This is a genomic window from Cryomorphaceae bacterium 1068 (assembly GCA_027214385.1).
Taxonomy (GTDB): domain Bacteria; phylum Bacteroidota; class Bacteroidia; order Flavobacteriales_D; family Cryomorphaceae; genus JAKVAV01.
The window spans coordinates 70519-94078 of the sequence record JAPVXR010000016.1 but is presented as its reverse complement, the minus strand read 5'-3'; the positions used below and the strand labels follow the sequence as shown (position 1 = coordinate 94078).

The 23560-nt window shown below is 42.9% G+C and carries 21 protein-coding genes; 7 read left to right on the top strand and 14 right to left on the bottom strand.

Annotated elements, in window-relative coordinates:
- Nucleotides 1-63: 63 nt before the first annotated feature.
- From O3Q51_16225 to O3Q51_16180, 10 genes are all read right to left on the bottom strand, one after another.
- Nucleotides 64-1608 (bottom strand): DUF1254 domain-containing protein, encoded by a 1545-nt coding sequence (locus O3Q51_16225; protein MCZ4410364.1) that lies wholly within the window; start codon nucleotides 1606-1608, stop codon nucleotides 64-66.
- 55 nt (nucleotides 1609-1663) lie between these two features.
- A complete protein-coding gene (locus O3Q51_16220) occupies nucleotides 1664-4063 on the bottom strand; it encodes an arylsulfatase (GenBank protein ID MCZ4410363.1) in 2400 nt (799 codons plus the stop codon).
- A gap of 11 nt (nucleotides 4064-4074) precedes the next feature.
- Complete coding sequence (locus O3Q51_16215; protein ID MCZ4410362.1) at nucleotides 4075-4887, bottom strand: hypothetical protein; 813 nt, start codon at nucleotides 4885-4887, stop codon at nucleotides 4075-4077.
- A 50-nt stretch (nucleotides 4888-4937) separates the two neighbouring features.
- A complete protein-coding gene (locus O3Q51_16210; GenBank protein MCZ4410361.1) occupies nucleotides 4938-5585 on the bottom strand; it encodes an outer membrane beta-barrel protein in 648 nt (215 codons plus the stop codon).
- Between the two features lie 73 nt (nucleotides 5586-5658).
- A complete protein-coding gene (locus tag O3Q51_16205) occupies nucleotides 5659-7083 on the bottom strand; it encodes a DUF1254 domain-containing protein (protein ID MCZ4410360.1) in 1425 nt (474 codons plus the stop codon).
- A 59-nt stretch (nucleotides 7084-7142) separates the two neighbouring features.
- Nucleotides 7143-7712, bottom strand: a complete 570-nt coding sequence (locus O3Q51_16200) for an outer membrane beta-barrel protein (protein MCZ4410359.1) — start codon at nucleotides 7710-7712, stop codon at nucleotides 7143-7145.
- A 39-nt stretch (nucleotides 7713-7751) separates the two neighbouring features.
- Nucleotides 7752-8216, bottom strand: a complete 465-nt coding sequence (locus O3Q51_16195; GenBank protein ID MCZ4410358.1) for a hypothetical protein — start codon at nucleotides 8214-8216, stop codon at nucleotides 7752-7754.
- A gap of 243 nt (nucleotides 8217-8459) precedes the next feature.
- On the bottom strand, nucleotides 8460-9044 hold the full coding sequence (locus O3Q51_16190; GenBank protein MCZ4410357.1) for a TetR/AcrR family transcriptional regulator: 585 nt from the start codon (nucleotides 9042-9044) through the stop codon (nucleotides 8460-8462).
- Nucleotides 9045-9316: 272 nt separating this feature from the next.
- Entirely contained in the window at nucleotides 9317-9793 is a 477-nt protein-coding gene (locus O3Q51_16185; GenBank protein MCZ4410356.1) for a hypothetical protein, read from the bottom strand.
- 15 nt (nucleotides 9794-9808) lie between these two features.
- Complete coding sequence (locus tag O3Q51_16180; protein ID MCZ4410355.1) at nucleotides 9809-10387, bottom strand: hypothetical protein; 579 nt, start codon at nucleotides 10385-10387, stop codon at nucleotides 9809-9811.
- 45 nt (nucleotides 10388-10432) lie between these two features.
- Here O3Q51_16180 and O3Q51_16175 point away from each other — a divergent pair, with 45 nt between their 5' ends.
- On the top strand, nucleotides 10433-10663 hold the full coding sequence (locus O3Q51_16175; GenBank protein MCZ4410354.1) for a hypothetical protein: 231 nt from the start codon (nucleotides 10433-10435) through the stop codon (nucleotides 10661-10663).
- 292 nt (nucleotides 10664-10955) lie between these two features.
- On the opposite strand, the gene O3Q51_16170 is transcribed toward O3Q51_16175, so the two are convergent.
- Nucleotides 10956-12080: a tyrosine-type recombinase/integrase gene (locus tag O3Q51_16170; protein MCZ4410353.1), complete on the bottom strand. Its 1125-nt coding sequence runs from the start codon at nucleotides 12078-12080 to the stop codon at nucleotides 10956-10958.
- A 130-nt stretch (nucleotides 12081-12210) separates the two neighbouring features.
- Between O3Q51_16170 and O3Q51_16165 the strand changes: the two genes are divergently transcribed.
- From O3Q51_16165 to O3Q51_16145, 5 genes are all read left to right on the top strand, one after another.
- Nucleotides 12211-12564 (top strand): hypothetical protein, encoded by a 354-nt coding sequence (locus O3Q51_16165; GenBank protein ID MCZ4410352.1) that lies wholly within the window; start codon nucleotides 12211-12213, stop codon nucleotides 12562-12564.
- A gap of 87 nt (nucleotides 12565-12651) precedes the next feature.
- Entirely contained in the window at nucleotides 12652-12882 is a 231-nt protein-coding gene (locus O3Q51_16160; GenBank protein ID MCZ4410351.1) for a hypothetical protein, read from the top strand.
- Nucleotides 12883-13674: 792 nt separating this feature from the next.
- Nucleotides 13675-14295: a fibronectin type III domain-containing protein gene (locus O3Q51_16155; GenBank protein ID MCZ4410350.1), complete on the top strand. Its 621-nt coding sequence runs from the start codon at nucleotides 13675-13677 to the stop codon at nucleotides 14293-14295.
- 355 nt (nucleotides 14296-14650) lie between these two features.
- Nucleotides 14651-16006: an NAD-dependent succinate-semialdehyde dehydrogenase gene (locus O3Q51_16150; protein MCZ4410349.1), complete on the top strand. Its 1356-nt coding sequence runs from the start codon at nucleotides 14651-14653 to the stop codon at nucleotides 16004-16006.
- Between the two features lie 243 nt (nucleotides 16007-16249).
- Complete coding sequence (locus O3Q51_16145; GenBank protein MCZ4410348.1) at nucleotides 16250-17500, top strand: C45 family autoproteolytic acyltransferase/hydrolase; 1251 nt, start codon at nucleotides 16250-16252, stop codon at nucleotides 17498-17500.
- A gap of 10 nt (nucleotides 17501-17510) precedes the next feature.
- Here the strand turns inward: O3Q51_16145 and O3Q51_16140 are convergent, their stop codons facing one another.
- A complete protein-coding gene (locus O3Q51_16140; GenBank protein ID MCZ4410347.1) occupies nucleotides 17511-18878 on the bottom strand; it encodes an APC family permease in 1368 nt (455 codons plus the stop codon).
- 110 nt (nucleotides 18879-18988) lie between these two features.
- The gene (locus O3Q51_16135; GenBank protein ID MCZ4410346.1) at nucleotides 18989-19714 is read right to left on the bottom strand and encodes a DUF6090 family protein; all 726 of its coding nucleotides are present in this window, start codon (nucleotides 19712-19714) and stop codon (nucleotides 18989-18991) included.
- Between the two features lie 233 nt (nucleotides 19715-19947).
- Here O3Q51_16135 and O3Q51_16130 point away from each other — a divergent pair, with 233 nt between their 5' ends.
- The gene (locus tag O3Q51_16130) at nucleotides 19948-21429 is read left to right on the top strand and encodes a T9SS type A sorting domain-containing protein (GenBank protein MCZ4410345.1); all 1482 of its coding nucleotides are present in this window, start codon (nucleotides 19948-19950) and stop codon (nucleotides 21427-21429) included.
- A 24-nt stretch (nucleotides 21430-21453) separates the two neighbouring features.
- Here O3Q51_16130 and O3Q51_16125 read toward each other — a convergent pair whose 3' ends face one another.
- Entirely contained in the window at nucleotides 21454-23517 is a 2064-nt protein-coding gene (locus O3Q51_16125; GenBank protein ID MCZ4410344.1) for a tetratricopeptide repeat protein, read from the bottom strand.
- Nucleotides 23518-23560: the final 43 nt, after the last annotated feature.

Below are 23560 nucleotides of genomic sequence, written 5' to 3'. Positions count from 1 at the left end.
GGCAATAGTATCTGTGCTCGAATGATCCATTATCTGCAATTAATGAATGGCTTTTCACTTTTTCTATTTCACCAATTCAACTTCACCTGGTCTCCATGTTTTTTCAATCCATGGCTTTAAGGGGCCATATACACGAAGGATGACTATAAAACTTTTTCCCGGAATGGTTTGTAACCAATTATTTTCCTGACCTGGTCTAGGGTTTGGTGAGAAGAAGACATCGAAAGAACCATCTTCATTTTGTTTAAATCCTTCCGTTAGACTACCCACTGTTGGAAATTGCTGATCGGTTTGCAGCAATGAACGGGTTTGAGTATCATATATCGTTACCGCCCAAAAATCATTAACCGGTACATTGGCCGGGATATGCAATTTGTATTCTTTTGCGCCATCGAAGGGATTTTTATCTCTTTCCAGAAATGCAATGGCGTAATCAGATCCTGCTCCTTCCATAGTAACAGCCATAGCCGGAGTAACGGCCGTATAGTTATAGTGGAACATATCCAATGCATCGGTATTATAGCCTCCGGTTTCAGTAGTGAAGAACACGTTCTTGTTGGCAAAAGCCATGATCCAGGAACTTTCTGAATCGGGATAAATTTCAACACCCTCCAAATTCATATCGGTACGTGGATAGTAGGTAATGGAGCGGGCTGCAGCATTTCCTATGGCAACAGCTTCAGTAAGGATCTTTTTCATTCGTACATCAGGTGCAAAAGGCTTTCCTTTTTCAATACCGAGGGAGGCAAAGAGGCCTTTTGTTTGATTATCCAGCATATCAACATGCTCCTCATTAATCCATTCTGCTAAATGCTCATAGAATGAAAAGTCGTTGGTGTGTACCGTATTGAAGTCTACACCAGAAATGTCTACCAACTCCATTTTTTTAGCATTGTCTTTTTCAGCCAATGGATATATTTTTAGGTTTTCACCAATCATCTTTACGGCTTTTTCTATGCCATTTGCAATGGATGTTCTTGTGAAAACAAAGACTCTGTTGGTCGGGGACTGAATGACAAAGTAACCTTCCGGAACTTCACCCTCATACCCCGGGGGTAGTATCAAATAGTTGCCGCCTTTACCTTTGTCTTCTCCAAAAGGTCCGATATCGGCTATATACCGAAACCATGCATCGTTAAAAGCACCCAACATGCCCGGAGGAGTTTCCATAACTATGGGGCCGCTTTTCCCAACATTTATATAAGGAGTCACATAGATGGTAGAGGTGTTTGCCGTTAGGAGAAGCGATTTTGAATCTAACAAAGTTTTTGTGATGCCTACTTTGTTGTAATCATCTACTCCTACTTCTTCTAACCCAAGTATTAAACCTCTCACCGAAGCACCGGGAATGCCTTTCATAAAGGCATCCACACCGCGCATTCGGTCCAAATAGTCGTATACATTTTTCGATGTTTCTTTTGAAGGAACGCCATCGAAATACTCCAATGTACCAATACTTGTTTCTACCTTATCAGGAGTCAAAATACCAATGGGTATTTCGGTGGTCATCTTGTACGTTTGAACGCTCGTTTTTTCTTCAACTGCTGCCTCTTGCTGACATCCTGCAAAAATCACGACTAACAGTATTGCACTAATACTTCTTTTCATCTTATGATAGTTTAATTATTCTTCTAAAACCGCCAAAGCTGCGACAGTTGCGGCCCTAATCAATATATTTAATATTTATCTTCTCGATCTTACCGTTAAACCTAAATGGTGCTCTATCAAAGTAATCCAGCGCTACAGGTGATCCCAAATCCGCGCCAACATCAAAGGTTTCAGATGCGGTGTGAATACTTGGTACAGATCGTTCTATTCGCCCTTGCCCAACTTCTTTACCATTGACTTTTAAAGTAATGGTGGCAGGAGCCATTCGTTCCTCAGAATCATACTTGGTTTCTACTTCTATTTTTACCTTACCGGTTGGAATGGCTGATTTAGAACGAATCTTGTAGCGATTCAAGGTCATAGCATTGTATTCGGCTTTTAAAACGCCCTGATCTATGTACACAGTAAATCCTGATGAGATACCACCTACAGCAAAAAGCACCCCTTCTGCACCTTCATTAATTTCTGCATCAATAACTGCCAAGGTTGAGCGTCCACTTAGGAACTTTGGCGCCATGGCTTCAGGAATTCGGTTTTGACCTTCATAAAAAGACCATTCTTTTAGTGGAGATGAAGGCAGTTCCTCCGGATGAAAGAACACCGTATACATGGATGCACCAATTGGGTAGACCAAATTATCAGTAGCTTCTTTGTCGAAAATATCTTTCAAATCAGCTAATTTTTCTGGATTGTCTGAAGCTATATTATTTGATTGCGCATAGTCTTCTTCTAAATTATAGAGTTCCCAAACTTCTTTTTCAGGTTCCCAATTAATTATCCCTGTTGGATCTGTAGACCATGGTGGTTTTGGACCGGGTGTACCTGCAAACCAACCCTCATGATATACACCTCGACTACCGAGGATTTCAAAATATTGCGTTTTCTTAGTTGATTTTGCTTCAGGCTGATCAAAAGTGTAAGCCATCGATACGCCATCCAATGGCTGTTGCTCTATGCCATTTACCATCTTAGGAGGAGTGATGTCCAAAATGTCAAATAGGGTAGCCGCAATATCATTCACATGATGAAACTGTGACCGCGGTGTTTCATCATGTTTAATTTTTGCAGGCCATGAAATAACCATCGGTGTTCGTGTTCCTCCTAAATGTGCTGCCACCAGTTTGGTCCCTTGAAATGGTGATGAACCGGTATAGGCCCAACCGTGGTGATACATGATGTCGAGCTTCGGTCCACCCAAGGCATCCATTCCACCGTAGTCTTTATTGAGTACTTCAATGTGTTCTTCAATGGTTGATGGCATTGAATTCTGAGCCAAAAGTTCAGAGATGGTTCCGTTCATACCTTCAGAGGAAGGCCCGTTGTCTGAGTTAATGTAGATAATCAGGGTGTTTTCAAGTTGTCCCTGACGTTCGAGTTCATCTACAATCTTGCCATACTGCACATCAGTGTGTTCTAAAAACCCTGCATAAATTTCCATCAAACGAGATTGAAATTCGCGCTGTGAGGTCGGAATATCGTCCCATTTTTGCTGGGTTGAAGCCAATGGGTTGAGTACAGCATCTTGAGGAATCCATCCCAATTCCTTTTGTTTTGCAAAAGTCATGGTTCGTAATGCTTCCCAGCCTTCGTCAAATTTCCCGTCATATTTATCTGCCCATTCCTTGAAAATATGGTGAGGGCCATGAACCGCACCTGGTGTGAAATACACAAGAAATGGTTTATCAGGATTTAATGTTTTACTGGTTCTAATCCACTGAATGGCTTTTTCCGCCAAGTCTTCGGTCAAGTGATATTTTGAGTCGTGTGGCGCCTGGATGGGATTTGTGTTTTCAAACAACACAGGTTCGTATTGTGAGGTTTCTCCAGCCAAAAAGCCATAGAAATAATCAAACCCTAATCCTGTTGGGTAGCGATCGAATGGCCCGAGTTTGGTAATATCAGTAATTGGTGTGTTGTGCCATTTTCCAAAGGCAGCCGTGTTGTAACCATATGCATTGAGCACTGTAGCAAAGGTTGCCGTAGACTTCGGTATTTTCCCGACATAGCCATCCCAGTCTGAAGCCAGTTCAGCAATCTGACCCGCACCCACCCGATGATGGTTGCGTCCTGTCAACAGTGATGCCCTTGTAGGAGAACACATGGCAGTGGTATGAAATGCATTGTAGCTAATTCCTGATTTAGCCAAACGGTCCATCGTTGGCATATGAACAGGACCACCAAATGTCTCGGGATTGGAGAATCCCGCATCATCGGTCATGAAAATGACAATGTTCGGGGCATCTGCAGGTAGATGATTCTCAGCGGTACGCCACTTATGTTTTGAATCGGCAAGTGTTTTACCTGTAGTACTCGCTGATGGTGGTTCGGGGAAGGGTAAAACTTCCCCTGTCAGATTCTTTAAACTGCTTTTTTGCTGATTCTCTTCTGTGTTATTGCAGGCTATTAATGATGCCAATATCACAATCAAAATCAAGCTGTATTTTATTGTTTTCATCAATGTGGTTTTTAGTCGTTGGATTTTTTAGAAAAAAGGCTTGTAGGTAGCAGAAATTGCGCTTGCACGCGCCATTGCCACTTTGGTCCAAAATCTGGACGAACCACGTTGTAGTACAACTGGCTCTGCAGATTCAAGGGTAGCTTTCCACCAAGCATAACAACTTTTCCGCCACCGGCTCCCAATGGAACTATCCATCGATCATCAGCGTCAACCGTCCAATCTGCGGTAATGATGGGTGCACTGTTTACATACCAGCCTCCACCCAATTGACGAACTACAAATAAATTTAAGAGCATATGATTCACATCACCGCGATCTGAGTTTCCGGCAAATGACCAAGTATTATTTATTAGTCCTCCTAGCGTCCAATCGCCAGGTTGCACCAAAACCACAAGCGATGGCCCGGCACTCCATTTTTGGGTGCCGCGTATGTCTCCTCCAGTTGGTAATTCCACAACAGGGCCGAAACCCCACATTAAACCCTTACTTTCGGGAACGTAAAATGCGGTAAACACAATATCTGCTAAGCCTGAAGAGAGGTTTCCACTTTCATTGCCAAAGTCCGGTATGCTGACAATAGGGAAAATTGTCCGGGTAATTATTTTTCCACCTGCAAGAGGAACAACTGGTTGAATGTTTAAGACATTTACATTACGGTCGAATTCTCCATAATTCATATTCAGATTATTCTGAAACGGGAGGCTTATTAAATCTGCTAACGGGTTTGCAGCAGCTTCTGCTAATTCTTCCTTAGATTCCTGAGCACTCAATGTTCCAAATATTGAAACAGCAAGTAGTAGTATCGGCGCTACCTTTTTCATCATATTCATATTTTGAGGTTGAGTTTAGTTTGACTCAATTTTTCTCTGTTTTAAAACCTAAACCCCACCAGAAAATTCACTTGACTTAAGTTAGAGCCTTGATCCTGGAGCATATCCAAAAAACCGTAGGTGTAATCCATCTCAACAAAGAGGAATAGTACATCTACACCGACACCCAGTCTCCCTCCCATTTGAAATTCATTAAAGTCATTTTTTGAAAGTTGGAAAGGATTGGAGAGAACTTCAGTTATGACTCCTGGAACGACCCCACCAAAGGCCCGAACACCCAGCACACGGCCCGTCCCCCCCAGGATATTGAGCCCAACCGTCACAGGGAAGTTAAGTTGTCTAAACTCTAGCGTTTTATCGGTCCTCAAGGCATCTTCAAATCCAACAACCGACCCGTTGTAATTCGCCCCAATTTCCCAGTAGGAATATTTCCCTTTTCTGTAAGAAGCTCCAAGCGCATAACCCGACGAAAAAGCGGCCTCTGCATCTGAGCCAGATAAGATTATTGTACTAACCGATAATCCGCCATAAATTTTAAAATCGCTTGACGCTCTTTTTGTGCCTTGGTTATTATTTTGACTTTTAGGCTCTTGAACTGTGGTGTTGTCTGGTTGAGTTGTATCAACTTGTGCCTTTGCCATCCCAACCAAGAATATTGAAAGGATGAGGATAAAGTGCTGCTTTTTCATTTCGTTTGGTTTATTGTTTGTACGCTTTCAATAAGAAATAGAAGAATAGGTCGAAGTGATTTTGAGTTTCACCTCATCTGTTGCTTTTTATCATTGGTGGACTTATCCATGCTCCTTCTAGTACTTCTTCTTTAGGGCCGTAAAGTCTCATCGTGGTATAAAAAGGACCATCAGGAGCAGGTAGCCAGTTTGATTCTAAGTCTGCACCTGGTGACTCTTTTTGAATATAAAAAGTCAGAGAGCCATCTTCGTTAAGTACAAATTGAGCCAACATAGGAGAATTAAGAAGGTATCGATCTAAAGGATTATCTATCAGTAGTTGCGTTTTTCCATCATACATTGTAAGCGACCAAAATGCTTGTACCGGTGGAAACTCCCCTTTTTTAAATGTGATGGTATAGTTGCTTTTTGATGCGTCTAAAGGAATATCCTCTGCATCCACCAAATAGGTAGGGTAAATAGCCTCCGCTCCTGAATTTCCATAAATACCCATGAGTGCGCCAACTGCACGAGGGATAAACAACTCGTCCAAGTCGTAATTATCTTTTGCACTCTTGTTTAAAAATGCTCTGGTGCCAAATATTTTCCCGCTTGCTAAGGGATCACTAACTATCTTACCAGCAAATTCTTTCATGGCTGCAAGACCCTCTTGAGCGCCTTCTTCCAATGCCTCCTGTATCTCTGGAGAGAAGTTGTTAATGTCAAAATCGCCTTTGTCATTCAATCCAATCTTTGCAAACCTTTTCATTAGGTCTTGCTCTTCTTTTGGTGTCTTAACCAAGGTCAACACAAAGTCAAAATAGGGGAATAGCCCTGCACTAAACTCCGTTCCATCCTTCCACTCAGGGAAATCTAAAGTCGCTGCGGAAGCTGGTGCTTTCGTTCCTAAGAAAGTGCTTAGCGGTTCAATTATGTAGCCTTCTTGAATATTTCTAACCTTATCAAGATCGTCTGGATTAAAGACTTGTGTGCGAGCAATGGCAAGAAGAAATTGAGTTTCACAAGGAAGAACTTCTGTAATACCTTGAGGAACTTCTCCCTTCCATTCAGGTCCTGCTATTAGGTATTTACCGGGAACATTCCCCTTTGCTACGGTACTGATATAGGCAAAATTATGAGTGTAAATGTCAACGAGTTGTACTTGGTAAAAGCGTTCCTTCTCAATCTCTGGAATCGTAAATACCACTGGTTCGTCTCTCAAATCTATCCATCCCATACAATAAGGCGTATCTGAATTTGGCGTAATAACTGCCTTGTCTTCAGGAGTATATACTCTAGCTGCGCATCCCAAATGATTAAAATCCCCTTTAAATTCAGTTGAGTTTTTATCAATGGTATAACTATACATCGTTTTGTAATTGAGAACTAACGGAAAACCATAGATATAAGCTTCCTTGGCAATTTCTTTGGCTTCGTCTGGTGTTAACTCAGCTGGTTTTTGCCCACACCCAAATAGGAGAAATGCTGATAAAATGGAAAACATTAACTTAATTTTCATGCTGAATTAATTTCGGGTTCTCAACTCGTTAATAAGCGTTGTCAATGTTTGTGTATTACTTAAAAGGAAACCGCCCCACCAACCTGCAGGTACTGACTTCTAGCACTGTTAAAGACATCAATAGTTCCCCAGTGGTACCTTAGCTCAACAGTGAAAATGGCAATATTTACTCCTGCACCAAGAAAAAATGGAGCGTCAAATCCATTCGTCTTTTTTGGAGGATCTACCTCTAAACCCAACACCGTATAATTTTCACCTACCTTAAAACTTGGTTCAAAACCACTTAGCGCGAAGACTGGGCCGAGCTTAACTTTCAAGTATACTGGCACGCCAATATAATGGAGCACTCTTTTGTTGTTGTCATTGGTAAAAGCTGCGTTCTGATAATACTCAACACCAGTACCCAATCGAAGTATTTGTGCAATCCGGTTATCACGATAGAATCCGGCATAGAATGAAGAATAATCTGAGGTACCTACCACAGGATTACCATCATTAAAATACTGAGAGTAATTCCATCCTACACGGATGCCACCTACTTGAGTTTTGGTTCCTTCATCTTGCGCGCATGTTGGAGCAGCAAATAGAATGAGGAAACCAATTGAAAGAAAAATACTAAGCTGTTTCATTATTAGATTCTACTGTTGAATGATTCTTGTATGAGTGGTCTAGTTAGTTCTAACTAATTTTGACCCGGCGCCAAACCGATACCTAGCCATGATACCCCAGTTGCTTGACTTCCATTTAAAATCGTTGGTCAAAGTAAACCCGGGCCTCCAGTCGAATCCAATGGTCAATGGAAAATCAAAGGAATATTCTGCACCAAAATTTCCAGCAATGGCAACATCTACCTTTTTGCCAAAAAACACTTCCGGTCCTAAACCAGGGTAAAACTTTAATCCCGAAGGGCCATCCGATAAGGCATACATCCAGTCAAAGTATCCTCCAATTCCAAATCGATCAAAATATACAGAGGGGTGAAATCTTACAGACTGCATAGGAACTGTAAAATCTGCTGACCAACGATCGCCAAATCGAATACCTCCTTCCCAATTTGATTGGGCATGTACTGTTCCAATACTTGCAACAGATATAAATGTCAATGTCAAAAAGAACCGCGTTACCTTATTCATGATAGTGTTAATTAATATTTAAGGCAAAATCCATGGATGTAATTACATCCATCTCAACAAAAGTGATTCCCAGCTCCTTTACCCTAGGATAGTTAGTGAGAAGGATGTGAAGCAGCAAGTGATGGATTCAAAGAATGCATTACCCCTCTGCCAAGCTGAGATGTAATAATTCTTAAAATTAGATATATCAGAGGCCCCTGTCTAGACAGGCTTGTCTAGTGATTCTCGATATTAATCAGCAATCTAAAGTGTGCTTTGAAACCTAGGGTAAAGAGTGGAATCCTTAAAGAAGAAGAAGCACCTGAGAATTTCTTGTGCATGATGCTGAAGAGTCTCGGAAGTCAGATCATCTGGGGTTAGCCTTGAATACCAAGCTTCACCGAAGGTTAACCACAATAGATATACCTCATCTGACGGTTGGGCTAAATCAAAATGCTTACTGAAGAGTTTTAAGGCAAAGCTTTTTGCTGTTGCCTGGTATGTTCTAACAAATAGGTAATTAAATGTAGGTTGGCTACGATGATGAAATAACTGTAGACTAAATTGCAAGGGTATAGGATTTTGCCCTAGTAGATCGTATAAATCTGGAAATAGGTTTATACAATTCTCTTTACCCATCCTATTGAACTCTTTGGCTATCTGCCAATGGAAGTTGAGTAATTCTTCGGTAAAGACATCTATATCCCCAAAATGGTGATAAAATGAAGCCCGAGAAAAACCAATGGCCTTACTGAGTTTATTAATACTCAAATATTCCGGGCCGAACAAAGCAAACTGCTCATAGCCTTTCTCAATCCATAATTGTCGAGTATTTTCAAATTCAGACATAGATAGTTTTATGTACCACTTTATTTTTTAGTGCGATTTTTCGTGTTCTCTAGTTGATTATTGTTGCATTAAGACATATTGATGTAAATGAACGCCAACGGTCTGTATATGGTGTCGTGGCGAAGCATGAGCCATGCACTATATACCTTGTTGGGCCACGTTTTTATTTATTTTTATGCGCTATCTTGAGGTATTTGTAGTCTGGCTAATTGACATAGTTTTCATTAAGTATTATGCTGGTTTTATAGAGTGGTTGATGTATAGAACTGCATCTATTTTTTCTTTGGTGTGGAAAAGGATTCGGAGTTTTCTAATACTCTTAAAAACTCTTGATTCAAAGTTACTTGAAGTTGGAGAGCGCTATAGTGATTCTCGGGAGTGTAAAAATCGCTAAGGTCAGTTTGTCTATCCATGTTATACCCTAACGATTCACCCATTACCTTTAGTAAATCGAGCATTCTATTATCAAAGTCGGTGATATTGAATGGCTTTTTCTTTAATTCCGCTTGCGCCTTTTTCCATTCTGCTATAATTTGAGCGTCGTTTTTAAAAATCACATCAATCTTATTCAGGCTGTCAACAAAAACTTGACTAACTGGGATAGATTTACGATACGCGACTAGATTTAAAAACTCTTTTCTTTTCAAATCCTTTTTAGACTTTAGGTTTGTATACAGAATAGTTAAAGCCACGCCGATTGCTGGGCCTAAAATTATTGCAACAAGTTGAAGGCATTCAAATAGTTCCATGTCCAAATTGTGTTTTTAAAAGAAGAAGTACCAAATTAAAGCACCAATTGCAACTATCGCAATTATTATTGGAATGTAGCATCCAGAAAGCTTTTTTTGATAATTATCTAATCCCTTAAAAAGCAGTGATTTAGCAGTTTTATATTCTTCTAAATAATTATCAGCAAGTAATTTATATTCATTAGGTAATTCGTGTTCTGAGTTACCTTTCTTTTTCTTGTCTTCAACGTACAAAAGAAAATTGTCTATTTCTCCTGAGCTTATTTTCTTCCACTGTTCCTTTGTTAGGTTTTGAAAGGAAGTGTAGCTTAAAGCAGCATCAACTTGAAATTTTTGGAGTCCGCCTTGACCGATAAGTACTCTTTTAGAATACTGCTCACCCCATTCACGAAGCTCATTTTTTGGAATTGGAGATAGTTCAAGTGGAAAAATTGGGGAGTAGTTTGATTTCTCTTGCAGTTTAAGTAAATAGGTTCCGAGAGCGAATGTAGAATTAGAAGCATGAGATTTGTCATCTGGACGCGTAAGCTTGAATATCTCTTCTCTCAGCTCATCGATTGAGAGTTTCTCGCAGTATGACTCATATTCTTCCATCTTTTCAATAACAAAGTTAGTTAGTGAAGGTAGTAAATTTGGGGTATGAGCAGGTTTAAAGAGCTACAAAATGAGCGTTTTGATTATTTAAGAACGTCCGAAGATTACATTGTCGGCATTTACAAGGATTCAAACTCTATATATTTGGGGTTTGGGGATTCTGAATCCGTTTCAATTCCTTTTCGACGACTTGCAGAGTTGTTTCGGGCTTACGAATATACCTTATCGTTTTCTCAAGACGAGATTTCAGAATTGGGTCTTCCCGAACTTCCTTAGTAAAATGTTCATGTATTTTAATATACCCGTTTATTTCGGTGATTGAAATGTTATCAATAACCTTGAATGATGTGTCAATGTGCCCAACATCTGCATCTATAAAGTCCATTATCAATTGATGTTTCGGGTCCAAGTCCTTTTTCATTTATTGTGTTTTTACGTTTCTCTTTATAATGTGGCCCAACAATTGGATAAGCGCTATTGCGCTTATTTCACCTATGGGCGTAGCTGGATGAAGAAACTCTTGAACCGTCTCAGCTCATCGGTGTAATGTCTATACAAGTATAACAAATTAAAGGCTATCAAGCGGACTCTGAATCTGAGAAATGTTCTTGGTGGCCACATGTGTGTATATCTCTGTTGTCACTGTACTGCTGTGCCCCAGCAGTGATTGAATGTAGCGTAAGTCCGTATTCGCCTCCAATAAATGTGTAGCAAAACTGTGCCGCAAGATGTGCGGTGTGATCCGCTGCTTTAACCCCGCTTTCTTTGCCGCTGTATGGATGATCATTCGTACACTGGTTGCGCTGTATTGGCCACCTTGCTTGCCTTCAAAAAGATAGTTCTTCGGCTTGTAAGCTCTGAAGTAGGATCGCAGATTCGTAAGCAAGGTAGGGCTCAAAAGGGTTAGTCTGTCCTTACCTCCCTTTCCGTGCTCTACTTTTATTACCATGCGCTTGCTATCGATATGGTGTGGCTTTAAGCTAAGTAGTTCATGCCGCCGCAAGCCCGCCGAATATAGGGTCTGAACAATACATTTGTGCTTGAGATTGGGTATGGCATTCAGCAAAAGTTTTACCTCTTCTTGACTGATCACTTCAGGCAACTCCTTCTTTTTGCGCGGCCTGTCGATGGAGTAAAACCGATTGGGCATCTCCAGCACTACTTCATAGTAAAATTTAACCGAGTTGAGCATCTGATTGACATAGGTATCTGATTTACCAAGGTTTACCAATCCTTGTATGTAATTGAGAATGTCTCTTTCATTGATTTCAAGGAGCTTCTTATCCTTGAAATGGCCCATAAAAACCCGAAAATAGTGAATGTACGTTCTGGCGGTACTCGTTGAGTAGCGGCTTATTTGAAGCCTTTGGATAAACTCGGGCGGACATGGCGGAAGCCGCTTTGACTTATTGATCAGAGCGGGATCGAGCTCTAGTTCCGGATTGTCTTGTCGCGCGCGTCTTCCCGTAAAGAGCCCGCAGTCTATCCAGGCTACTCCTGCAAAGGTTTTGAACAGCAAGTCCAAGTTGGATGGGGTATTGAGAACGTAGACCATCCCAAACTTTTGGCTCCACTGCACATCAGGCAAGGTTTTCACCAATGCCTGAAGAACATGATCGGGGTAGAATTGAAGCCCGATCTGCCGCTGATCGGCTATGAATAAGTTCTTTAACGTGATTCGTCTGGTAGCCATTTCCGGTAATTTTTGGTTTGTTTGGACAATCTACTCAACCAAGACCCCAATAAGCGTAGCTAAACGTTTATAAACGTTTTTAACGGTTACAAACGGATAAGCTATATTTGACTGTACAGCAAATGAGTAGATGAGAAGAAAGTGCAAGATTTGTCACGAACCCATCGTCGGAAGAACCGACAAGATTTTCTGCTCGCAGGCTTGTAAAAACGTCTATCACTCCAAACTACGCTACGCCTCCAAAAAAGCCGCCATTGAAATAAACGGATACCTCAAAAGAAACCATGGAATCCTACTGGAACTCTTGGGCAAGAACAAATCGCAAATCAAGGTCTACCGAAATGCTTTGGAAACCAAAAAGTTTCGATTTATGTACCACACCCACTTACATGTCAATTCCCGTGGCAAAACATTTTACTACATCTATAATTTGGCTTGGATGGAGTTCTCTGACGATGAAATATTGATCATCCGAAAACGGTAAAATGCAATCGATTACGCAGGTAAGCAGGGTCTTCTCCCCAAAACCGTGATAGCTACTATTTAAACCCTTGCCGCGGGATTGTATCGCGTGGCTGGAAAGCTGCTCAAGCACTACAACCAAGCAGGAAAAGCCACCATCCGAAAAGAAACCTTGATCAAAGAGGGTTTTGACCCGAAATACTTTACACACTACTGGAAAAACACAAAAGGCGACGTGTACCTTTTCTGCTACGAATACGGATACCTCACCCGCACCGAAAACAACCGCACAAAATACGTATTGGTCCAATGGCAAGACTATATGAAAGAAAGTACTTAGGTCATTACGAGCAAATATGCCATATGGTGGGTTATTCCAAACACAATAAAACCTCCACCCATTAAGGCCACTTCTTTAATCCCGTCCTACGCCCAATCACTCCGGAGGAGTGACGGAGAATGATCCAGCGTTAGATGCAAGAGGGTGGTAAAGCAATTTATAAAGCAGCGTTTTATTTCAATAAACAAAGCCGTTCTCATTTTTTACCCGCCGTCGCTAACATCGGTTTTGCAGAAGGGGTAGCTTGCGCAAAGGGCACAAAAACGCCTTATCTTTCTCAAGATTTTTTCTCCCTTTTTTATCGCTGAAAAAAGGGATTAAAAAAACAATGTTGCCATAAAGTCGATTTGACACCTCTATACGGATTGCCCCAATTTAACCTTCTAAAAAGAATGCTCTAAGAACAAAGTATTGATCCTCCTCAACCCTTGCCGCGCGATTGTATCGCCTGGGTATGGCAACAACTTAGAATCAATACAGCAAAAAAACCTCCATTCCCTTTTAACTCCTCTCTTTTCCCTTTACCCTTTTCCCCTTTCCTAAAAGGAAAATTCCTTTTTCCAATAGGAAAATGAAAATACCCCAAAGACTATTAGCCTTTTCCTTCAAGGTATTCTCAATTGATTATTGACTCTTGGTCAATTCCTGTGGACAAGCCGCCTTTTCCAATAGGGAATCCCTCTTTTCTTCTATGCTCCTCCCCTTTTCCAAAAAGAATTTGGCAAAAACGTAACAAAAAAATGCTCGATTGCGTAAGACTCAATCAAAGAAACCGAATTACACAACGGAATCATGGCCAAACTTAAACTAGGCATTGCCAAACTCAATACTTCTGATTTAATTTTCTACTGCCTATCGGTAGAATCGAGTATGAATGGCAACGCACACTTTCCCGATCCCTCACCTACCTTGGCCGAAATAGCTGTAAAACGAGAAAAGCTAGAAGCATTGGACATTAAAAGTAGCGACGGTGACCGCATTGCAATCGCCAATCGGAATACAGTAACCGATGAATTGAAAAATATGCTGCGTAAACTCTCGCTTTATGTATCCTTCATGGCAGAAGGCGATGCCAATGTTATCCTAACCTCGGGATTTGACATACGCAAAGAGGCCAACGAAACCGCACCTCTTCAAAGGCCCGAATCACTGATGGCAAAGAGAACGGATTACGGAGGAATGGTCAAGCTAAAGTGGAAACCCGTGGTTAATTCAGTTAGCAATCATGTAGAAATGACCACAACTGACCCCAATGACCAAAACTCAGAGTGGGCAACGGTTGGTATAACTTCTAAAAGCAAAATCAACATTGGAAACCTTACACCAGGCACTTATTATTGGTTCAGAGTCAAAGCATACGGACGCAGACATGAAAGTCCATTCAGCGACCCCGCATTGATTATGGCCGCCTAGCAGTTTACGATCACCCCCCTTAAACTCAAATGAACCGATGAAATCCCTCATCGGTTTTTTTTGTCCCCGCTGCCACCAACTGTTCAGAACATACAGGTGTTCTCAATCGTCCTTAGGCTGACCAGGTATCATTACTTCTCCTACCGTTTGAGTAATCACTCGAACGGGCAAGGTCTGTCAGTTCGAGTGATTTTTGACGCAGTAGAAAATTTTATCGAGAACACCTTAAGGCAGTATTGACCTTCAAAAGCTTCTCGATACAATTTAGCTTTGTACCTCAGCTAAATCACTCGAAGTGACAAACCATTATTAACACGTCACATCTTAATACATAGTACTTAATACATTTTTCAAAATGACATTCAGAAGCATCAACCCATACAACGGCAAAGAAGTAGGAAACTATGAGGCTCTGACCGAAGGACAACTCAACGATAAATTGGACGGCGCGGATAAGGCTTTCATCAATTGGAGAAAGGTTCCGTTGGAGGAGCGTCGAAGCCTGATGATGAACGCAGCAAAGGTATTGCGCGATGGGGTGGATAACTACGCTAAAATGATTAGCCTCGAGATGGGAAAGCCCGTCAAAGAAGCCAAATCTGAAGTCGAGAAATGTGCTTGGGTGTGCGAATTCTACGCCGATAAAGCTGCAGAATTCCTCGCGGAGGAAATAATTGAAACCGAAGCGCAGAAAAGCTTCGTGCGCCACGATCCCATCGGAGCCGTATTTGCCGTGATGCCCTGGAACTTCCCTTTCTGGCAAGTCTTTCGTTTTGCCGCCCCTACCCTAATGGCTGGCAACGTTGGTTTGCTCAAGCACGCGGCCAATGTTTTCGGTTGTGCTGAAATGATCGAAGGCGTTTTCACGAAAGCGGGATTCCCTGAAGGAGTTTTTCAAAACCTGATCGTCCACCACGACGTGACTGAAGACATCATCAAGCACGATGCCGTGAAAGCCATTACCCTAACAGGAAGCGAGCGAGCAGGATCGGCAGTGGCGAGTTTGGCAGGAAAATACCTTAAGAAGTCACTTCTCGAGTTGGGTGGAAGCAATGCCTTTATAGTCTGGGAAGATGCCGATATCGATGCGACGGTCAAAACAGCGCTTACGGCCAGAATGCTCAACTGCGGACAAAGTTGTATCGCGGCAAAGCGCTTTATCTTGGTAGAAAGCATCTACGATGAGTTCGTAGAGAAATTCGTGGCGGGAATCAAAGAAATGTCGGCGGGTGATCCTATGGAAGAAGGCACCCAAGTGGGCCCACTGGCGCGAAAAGACCTGGCCGATCAACTGCAGGAACAAGTTCAGAAATCCATTAAAGCAGGTGCCGAACTCATCATTGGCGGCAAGCAGACCGAAGCCTTTCACGAACCGACTGTTTTGGGCAATGTTACTCCCGATATGCCCGCTTTTAACGAAGAGACCTTTGGGCCACTCGCGGCAATGATCAAGGCGAAAGACATCGATCATGCGTTTGAACTATCTGAACAGTCGCGCTTTGGACTGGGCGTAACTGTTTGCACCAAAGATGTGGACAAGGCACTCTCCATGGCGCACCGTGTAAGTGATGGCGCCTACTTCATCAATGAATTGGTGAAGAGCGATCCGCGACTTCCATTCGGTGGAACGAAGATCTCTGGCTACGGCAGGGAGTTGTCAAAAGACGGGATGATGGAGTTTGTGAACCGCAAGACCGTTTACCTCAAGTAAGTCCTTCAGTTGTTTGTTAGGCTCAGGTGGTCAATATAGAATTACACAGAGTCCGCATAGAAAAGTAAAAAGCAGGGTGTTATTTGAAGAGTACACAGAGAATCGCAGTCGCGATTGAGGAGCGTTCTTCGCATCCTTAGCGTTCTCAGCGGTAACATCGAGCCTCATCTAGCCACTTTCCCAACTACTCATCGGACAATGCGTATTTTTGCCGCCACATCTTAAAGAGACCGCAGTTATTCGATGAACCTCGATCTTCATTCCATATCTGAGAAGCATCCCGGAAAGAAATGGCAAAAACTCTTTCAGGCGCACTGGCCTGCCTACAAAGCATGGTTCCTATCGAAAGAAGGTGAAGACAGCCCTGATCTGAAAACGTGTCAGACCCAACTGAGGAAGTACATGCCCGAGTTCTACCCGACCTATTTGAAGCTGTGCAAATTGGCGGGACCTGATCCCGTGGCGCATCGTTTTCTCACGGGCTATCGTCCTCCGCCCTATATGAGCGGTTGTGCGCAAATTGTAAGCGAAAAAGAAGCACAGCTCGTGCGCAACTACGATTTTGATCCCAACTTAAGCGAAGGAACCTTGTTGCATTCCCACTGGAATCATCGTGAAGTAATCGCCATGGGTGATTGCCTGACAGGTGTGGTAGATGGAATGAATGACAGCGGACTGGTGGTTTCCCTCACTTTTGGCGGACGAAAAGTAGTAGCCGATGGATTCGGAATTCCGTTTATCCTGCGCTACATCTTGGAGTTTTGCACGACCCTCGACAAGGCTGTGGAGGTGCTCCACCGCATTCCTTCGCACATGAGTTACAACATTATGCTCATGAACCGGTCGGGACAGCATCGCTTGGTGCAAGTAGCTCCCGATTGCCCACCGACCATTACCGACCTCAGCGCCTCTACCAACCATCAGGGAGTGGTAGATTGGCCAGAGCATGCTGACTTTACCAAAACCATTGAACGCGAGCTCTACCTCCACGATATGTTGGCACAAGGCGATCGCACCGCCGAGCAAATCGCCATGGAATTTCTAAAAGCACCCCTCTTCAACCGAAAGTACAGCAAGGGTTTTGGCACTATCTATACGGCCGTGTACCGTCCTAAAGAAGGGGCACTGGAACTACTCTGGCCGGGCATTAAGCTACGTCAAACGTTTAAGCGCTTTCAGGAGAGCGTAACATCGATCAGCTACAGCGAGCGCATTGACATTACCACAACTGATGCCATTCCTGCCGCACAACTCCAGGAAGACTACAACGGTGCAGTGGAAGCCTATTGGCAAGAGTATGGCCGCACGTGGACCAGTCACGAACACGCAGTTACCAGTGCTTTTTTCGAAAGCGCCAACGGTAAATCTCTGAAAGGACTCTCATCACGCATTAAAGAACTGCTATCTCAGATGGAAGAGGTCTCGGCAGGAGATGGAACGTATAAGCAAAAGACGCGTCCCGAGATTTGGAAAAGGGTTGCGACGAAGAAGTAAAGATCTATTATCAGTTTTCATTACTATCACCATCTTTAGTATGTGCATTTTCAATTCCTGAATCCTTCTCCAATAGGCTCTTGACCGTTTTTAAATTGATCAAGAAGTATATGACGGTCAAGATGGCAATTAACAATCCAAACCCCAAAAGCTTATTGGCAGATAGATTGGAGAGGAACCAAAGTACTGCTGCAATGGCTAGAATAGGTACCGTATAACCACCGGGAATTTTAAACGTTTCTCCATTGGTTTCATACATCTTGCTTCTTCTCAATTTGATGACGGCTGCACAAGTAGCTAAAGAAATAACTAGCGCAGCAGCACTGGAAACGATGGCCAATTCCTGAAATCCACCAACCGAGGCAAAAAGGAACCCCAAACCTGCAAATGTGATAATAGCTATATACGGAGTGGCGTATTTGCGGTGAACTCTGGACAGTATTTTGATCGGGATGACATCGTCAGTCGAGGCGGCGAATAAAACTCTGGGGATACTCAAGATATTGCTACTTAAGCTTCCAAACATAGAAACACCCGCACCCATGATGATTAAGGTGAGCCCGATGGGGCCGAAAATACGTTCAGCAACCTCGCCCAAAGGGTTTTCAGTAAATGAGGGCAGTGAATCTCCCAGAACACCTTGCGCCACGGTTTGAATCAAGACATAGATGACTCCGACTATAAATATGCTAAAGAGTATAGCTCGAGGAATGGTTCTCTGTGGTTTGCGGACCTCTCCACTCACGGAAAGCGCAGAACCTGCGCCGGTAAAAGCGAAATACAAAACAAGCGATGCACTGCCCATTTGCTCAAAGGAAGGGACTGAATCCCAAACCAAGTTGGTCAAATCAACATCCTTAAAGCCGATGAGTAGAATTAAAAGCAGGGGAACGATTTTGAGAATTGTGATTGTTTTGACAAATGCGACTCCCTTCTTGAGTCCTATGACATTGAGGTACCCCAATCCTCCGAACATGATAGCGAATAGTAAGATCCGTACAAACTCACCCTCAACAATGGGAAATAAGGTGAAAATCACATTCACAATGGCATTGGCAATAGCACCAACCGCCGATATGGTAGACAGCAGGATCAACCAAAGCGTCAAGAACCCGGCAAATTTCCCAAAGGTTTTTTCAATGTAGATGTATGGTCCTCCTGTATCAATTATTTTGCTCCCCACCTCGGCAATACACAGCATCAGCAGCGTGATCAGAATAATACAAAGCACATAAGCCAAAATACTGGCGGCACCCAAAGTTGCTGCGACAATAGCCGGCAAGACAAAAATGCCCGATCCGATTATCGTATTGATAATATTGGAGCTGAGCCCTACAAAGCCAATTTCTCTTATTAAATGATCCTTTGTTTTGGGCATTGATTTTGGTTAGAGCAGTTGAATGCACGGATTATGAGGTGGCAAGATAGTCGAATGGTTGAACTTGAAATGCAGGAAACCTGCTTAAACCATCTTACACCCGCCTTTTGCTATTTCTTATCTGCAGAAATATGATCATCAATCTTTCGGATCAATTCTTCTCCATTTGTTTTAAAGTCTCTCAATTCTTCCACGTAGATAGCATAGATGAGATAATACAGAGTGATATCATTTTTTGCAATGGGATCATTCATGATATAATCGATTGCACCATCCATTTCTCCATGTAGTTGGTAGGATGAAAACCAATCGTATTTTTTGAGCTTCTTCAAATTATGCGAGAATTCGTCACCCAATTCCTTCACTCCCACCTCTATCTCTATGTTGTGTCGGTTGTAGAATAAGATGATCTCTGAATCGAGGTTTTGCTCTACCGTTTGGTTGGATTGACTCTTAAGTAATTCAAACCCGCGCTGGTTGATGGCGAAATCCTTAAACCCAAATAGAACGGTTTTATAAGTTGGGTTATTCGACCAGTCTTCTTTGGTGAGTTTTGTATTCAGTACGGCTTCAAAGGCGGGTTTTCTTTTCTCTTCATAATCTTTAAGGAAAGAGTCAATTTCTACGATGTCATTCCTTAAATCTTCCTTAGTAATAAGGTATATAGCCTTGAGGGATTCTTGCTGCTTGCGCTCTTCATTCCAGTTATTGACCTGTAATGCCAGCAGGATCCCGATCATAACCAAGGCAATTTCGCCAATGGCGTAGACCACATATTGTGTGAATCTGTTTTTAGCTAAAAGCCGCTGTCGGATACTTCTAAAGAATCGAATCATCTTTCATCTTATTTGGTCGCTGTCGTTTAAAAATTTTGATCATAGACTCGCTGGCTGCAACAAACGAGCACAACATAAGCATATCTGCCCTTCTCATCAATAAGGCACTTCCGATAAGTCGATGTCAGTACTATTCTTACCTTGTCTTCAGATCGAGGTGTATGACTGCTTTTGCCTGAATCGCATTTTGAACCAATGGTTTAGGATGTGGATACTAACCAAAACACATTGACATGAAAGAACTAACTATCATCATTTTCACCATTCTCTTACTCTCCTTTTCGTCGAATGCCCAATGGGTTCAAATAGGTGGCGATATAGATGGGGAAGCTGCGCAAGACCGCTCGGGTAGCAGTGTAAGTATGAGTTCAGACGGTCTGACGGTGGCCATTGGTGCTTTGAGCAATGGCGGCAATGGTGCCAATGCCGGTCATGTGCGCGTGTACAGAAACATAAGCGGTGTATGGACGCAAATAGGATCAGACATCGATGGAGAATCGGAGGGAGATCGCTCAGGCACTTCGGTAAGCGTGAGCGCCGATGGAACACGAGTGGCCATATCGTCGCCCCACCATGCAGGTGTGAATGGAACGCTATCGGGCCAAGTGCGAGTGTATGAAGAGCAGGATGGTGATTGGAATCAAGTAGGCAGCGCCATGGAAGGTGAAGCAGCTATGGACGAATTTGGCACTGAAGTGAGTTTAAACGACGATGGAACGATAGTAGCCATTGGAGCAGAAGGAAATGATACCGACGGAAATGGTTTTGGGCATGTACGCGTTTTTGAAGTGTTGGGTGGTGAATGGATTCAAATGGGCAGCGACATAGATGGTAATTCGTTGAGTGGACCTTTTGGGGCTTCGCTGTGCCTAAGCGGCAATGGTCAAGTATTGGCTGTAGGCACCAGAGAAAATAATATAGTCAATGGCCATGTTCGAGTATTTCAATTCGATGGAGATTGGATCCAAGTAGGATCAGATATTATGGGCCTTAGTCCGGGAGACTTGACCGGAGTATCGGTTAGAATGAGCAATGATGGAACAACTCTAGCTATGGGCGCTCCTTTGGCCAACGGCATTTTACCCTCTTCGGGTGTTGTACGCGTTTTTGAAAACACCGCCGATGAATGGACACAAGTTGGTTCAGATATTTCCGGAGCGGTGGGCAATGAACGGGTCGGTGGCTTTGGCGGTGTGAGCCTCAGTGATGACGGAGCTACGGTAGTAGTAGCCGCAAAGTCTTTTGGGAATAACCGTGGAAAAGTACGGGTGTTTCAAAACATGAACGGTGAGTGGATCCAGCAAGGAGAAGACATACTTGGAGAGTCTCAGGGAGATCAATCCGGTTTTTCTGTAGACCTGAGTGGAGATGGCAACAGCTTGGCCATTGGTGCCATTTTCAATGCGGGATCAGCGCCGAATGCGGGGCATGTAAGGGTATATCAGATGGGAACGACAGGTCTGTCAGAAATTAAATTAGCTCAAGCAAGCGTATACCCCAACCCTTCTGACGGGGAGATCCGTATTGACTTGAACGTCTTGGTTGAAAATGTAACGATGCATGTTTTCACTATCCAAGGTGTACACGTGCATTCAGAAAATTTGGGTTCCATTCGTTCATTTACCTATTCACTGCCTGAAACCAGCGGTTTGTATTTTCTTCAACTGGTTGCTCAAGGCGGCGAAGTTAAAACGTTGAAAGTGGTAAAAGAATAATATACCAAAAGTTGCATATTGATTTTATGCTTCTTTTACAAAGTACATTTCCACTTTCCCCTTTCCTCTAGCATCGATTTTCCCTCGACTTTCGAAGCTAAAGTCAGGCTCATCTTTCAGATGATCATAGGTGGCTTGTGAGATGTTTACTTTCCCTACCTCACCGCTACTCTCCATTCTGGAAGCGAGGTTTACCGTATCGCCCCAAATGTCGTACTGGAATCTCTTGAACCCGACAATACCTGCTACTACAGGGCCTGTATGGATACCTACACGCATGTCGAAGGCAGGCTTCCCCGCGCTATCTCGCTGAGCTTTTCGTTTTTTCATAAAGGCTTGCATCTCCAGCCCGGCAATGACTGTTTTCTTGACAGAAGTCTCATCGGGCAATGGCAGCCCACCCGCACACATGTAAGCATCTCCGATGGTCTTGATTTTTTCGATACCGTATTTGTCTACAATGCGATCAAAAGCTTCGAAGCAAGTGTTGAGCTCCGCCACCAAATCTTGGGCACTCATCTTTTCACTGGCAGCCGTAAACCCCTTAAAATCGGTAAAAAGTATGGAAACGATATCAAAATCTCTGGCCTCTGCCCTGCCGTTTTCTTTGAGTTCTTCTGCGATCTCTTCGGGAAGCATACTGAGCAATAAATTTTCGGATCGATCTTTCTCATGGCTGATTGTATCTCTGGACTTCTTTACGTGGCGGTTTCGCGTAAACAAGCCAATAGCCAGCAGAAATAATATGATCCCACCGGCCATAAACAGATTTCTTGATCTCTCTTTTTCCGACACCTCAATTTCATGTGCCAATTGCACCCTGATATTTTCGGTTTCGCTCCTCAAACTATCTTCTTTCATCAGGTTTGCAAACTCCATTTGCTGCAAGTCCTCCCCAAGGGCAGCAACGTTCATGCTGTCATCATAAACGAGGAATTCTTCGTGGTACTTCAGGGCAGCGGCAAAATCACCTTTGGCTTTATATCCCTTATGAAGACATTCACAAGCGTCCATCAGACCTTCGATTGATCCAATTTCCATGGCAATGTCATAGCTTTTTTTGCAGTTCAATACACCCAGGTCGAGATTGCCCATTTCTAAATGTAGATTGCCGATGGTTTCTAGTCTATCTTTTACCATGTCTCTGTTCTTTAATTCTTCAGCCAAATCTTGACTTTGGTTGTAATAATCTAGGGCCAGTTCGAAATTGCCTTGGTTTTGGGAAAGACGCCCCATTGCGCTGAGAGTAATGGACAAACTCCTTTTTGCGGTCATCGCCTTATCGAGCACCAAACACCTTTCAAAATACTCCAAAGCCTTTTCATCGTCCCCCATTTCTAAAAGACTACTTCCGATGTTGCGTAAGGAAAAAGATATGGATATGGTATCTTTCGCTTCTTCATTCATTTCCAAACCTCGGATATAGTATTCCAACGCTTTTTCTTCGTTTCCCTGTGTAGAATATATAACCCCCAAGGCATTAATGCACCACGCTACTCCAAAATCATCATTGATCTCTTCACTTATATCCAAGCTCTCCATTACTAATTGGGTAGATGTAGCAAATTGCCCTTGATTGAAATAAGAATATGACATGCTTCTTAAACATCCGGCCTCCATTTCTCGATCACCAATTTCTACAGCGATATCTTTACTTTTCACGTTATAATTAATAGAAACAGCATATTCTCCCTTAGTCCAATAAACCGACCCAATGCTTTTCAAGGCTTCGCCCATCCCTTTTCTATTGCCAACTTCTTCGTACAAATCGTGGGCTTTTTGGAATTGCTCTAAGGCTTTTTCCAACTCTCCTTTTTCGTCATTTGCCAAACCGATATTGTTCAATGCCTTTGCCTTTTCCTCCTTGAGTCCTCGCACTTCGGCAAAATCGTATTGCAGGTTTGAATAGTAGATAGCACTATCGGGATCTGTATCAATTAAATCTTCGAATAGCTCATCTAGTGCATTGAGCCGAGAGGTGTCGGCTTGCGAGGCATCGTTCCAAACCATGCGCAAGGAATCGCGGTGCGATTGTGCTACCAGAGTAGTGGTAAAAAGCAGTAAGACCAGGAAAAAACTAGGCTTCATGATATAGGTCGAGGTTGATTAAGAGAAACAAAGTACACATCCT

Bases quoted from the DNA above. Each gene is read 5' to 3' on its own strand.
- O3Q51_16140 (MCZ4410347.1), bottom strand. From the start codon at position 18,878: ATGCCCAAAACAAAGGATCATTTAATAAGAGAAATTGGCTTTGTAGGG.
- O3Q51_16170 (MCZ4410353.1), bottom strand. From the start codon at position 12,080: ATGGCTACCAGACGAATCACGTTAAAGAACTTATTCATAGCCGATCAG.
- O3Q51_16200 (MCZ4410359.1), bottom strand. From the start codon at position 7,712: ATGAAACAGCTTAGTATTTTTCTTTCAATTGGTTTCCTCATTCTATTT.
- O3Q51_16195 (MCZ4410358.1), bottom strand. From the start codon at position 8,216: ATGAATAAGGTAACGCGGTTCTTTTTGACATTGACATTTATATCTGTT.
- O3Q51_16190 (MCZ4410357.1), bottom strand. From the start codon at position 9,044: ATGTCTGAATTTGAAAATACTCGACAATTATGGATTGAGAAAGGCTAT.
- O3Q51_16155 (MCZ4410350.1), top strand. From the start codon at position 13,675: ATGGCCAAACTTAAACTAGGCATTGCCAAACTCAATACTTCTGATTTA.
- O3Q51_16215 (MCZ4410362.1), bottom strand. From the start codon at position 4,887: ATGAAAAAGGTAGCGCCGATACTACTACTTGCTGTTTCAATATTTGGA.
- O3Q51_16135 (MCZ4410346.1), bottom strand. From the start codon at position 19,714: ATGATTCGATTCTTTAGAAGTATCCGACAGCGGCTTTTAGCTAAAAAC.
- O3Q51_16225 (MCZ4410364.1), bottom strand. From the start codon at position 1,608: ATGAAAAGAAGTATTAGTGCAATACTGTTAGTCGTGATTTTTGCAGGA.
- O3Q51_16150 (MCZ4410349.1), top strand. From the start codon at position 14,651: ATGACATTCAGAAGCATCAACCCATACAACGGCAAAGAAGTAGGAAAC.
- O3Q51_16145 (MCZ4410348.1), top strand. From the start codon at position 16,250: ATGAACCTCGATCTTCATTCCATATCTGAGAAGCATCCCGGAAAGAAA.
- O3Q51_16210 (MCZ4410361.1), bottom strand. From the start codon at position 5,585: ATGAAAAAGCAGCACTTTATCCTCATCCTTTCAATATTCTTGGTTGGG.
- O3Q51_16220 (MCZ4410363.1), bottom strand. From the start codon at position 4,063: ATGAAAACAATAAAATACAGCTTGATTTTGATTGTGATATTGGCATCA.
- O3Q51_16185 (MCZ4410356.1), bottom strand. From the start codon at position 9,793: ATGGAACTATTTGAATGCCTTCAACTTGTTGCAATAATTTTAGGCCCA.
- O3Q51_16180 (MCZ4410355.1), bottom strand. From the start codon at position 10,387: ATGGAAGAATATGAGTCATACTGCGAGAAACTCTCAATCGATGAGCTG.
- O3Q51_16125 (MCZ4410344.1), bottom strand. From the start codon at position 23,517: ATGAAGCCTAGTTTTTTCCTGGTCTTACTGCTTTTTACCACTACTCTG.
- O3Q51_16175 (MCZ4410354.1), top strand. From the start codon at position 10,433: ATGAGCAGGTTTAAAGAGCTACAAAATGAGCGTTTTGATTATTTAAGA.
- O3Q51_16130 (MCZ4410345.1), top strand. From the start codon at position 19,948: ATGAAAGAACTAACTATCATCATTTTCACCATTCTCTTACTCTCCTTT.
- O3Q51_16165 (MCZ4410352.1), top strand. From the start codon at position 12,211: ATGAGAAGAAAGTGCAAGATTTGTCACGAACCCATCGTCGGAAGAACC.
- O3Q51_16205 (MCZ4410360.1), bottom strand. From the start codon at position 7,083: ATGAAAATTAAGTTAATGTTTTCCATTTTATCAGCATTTCTCCTATTT.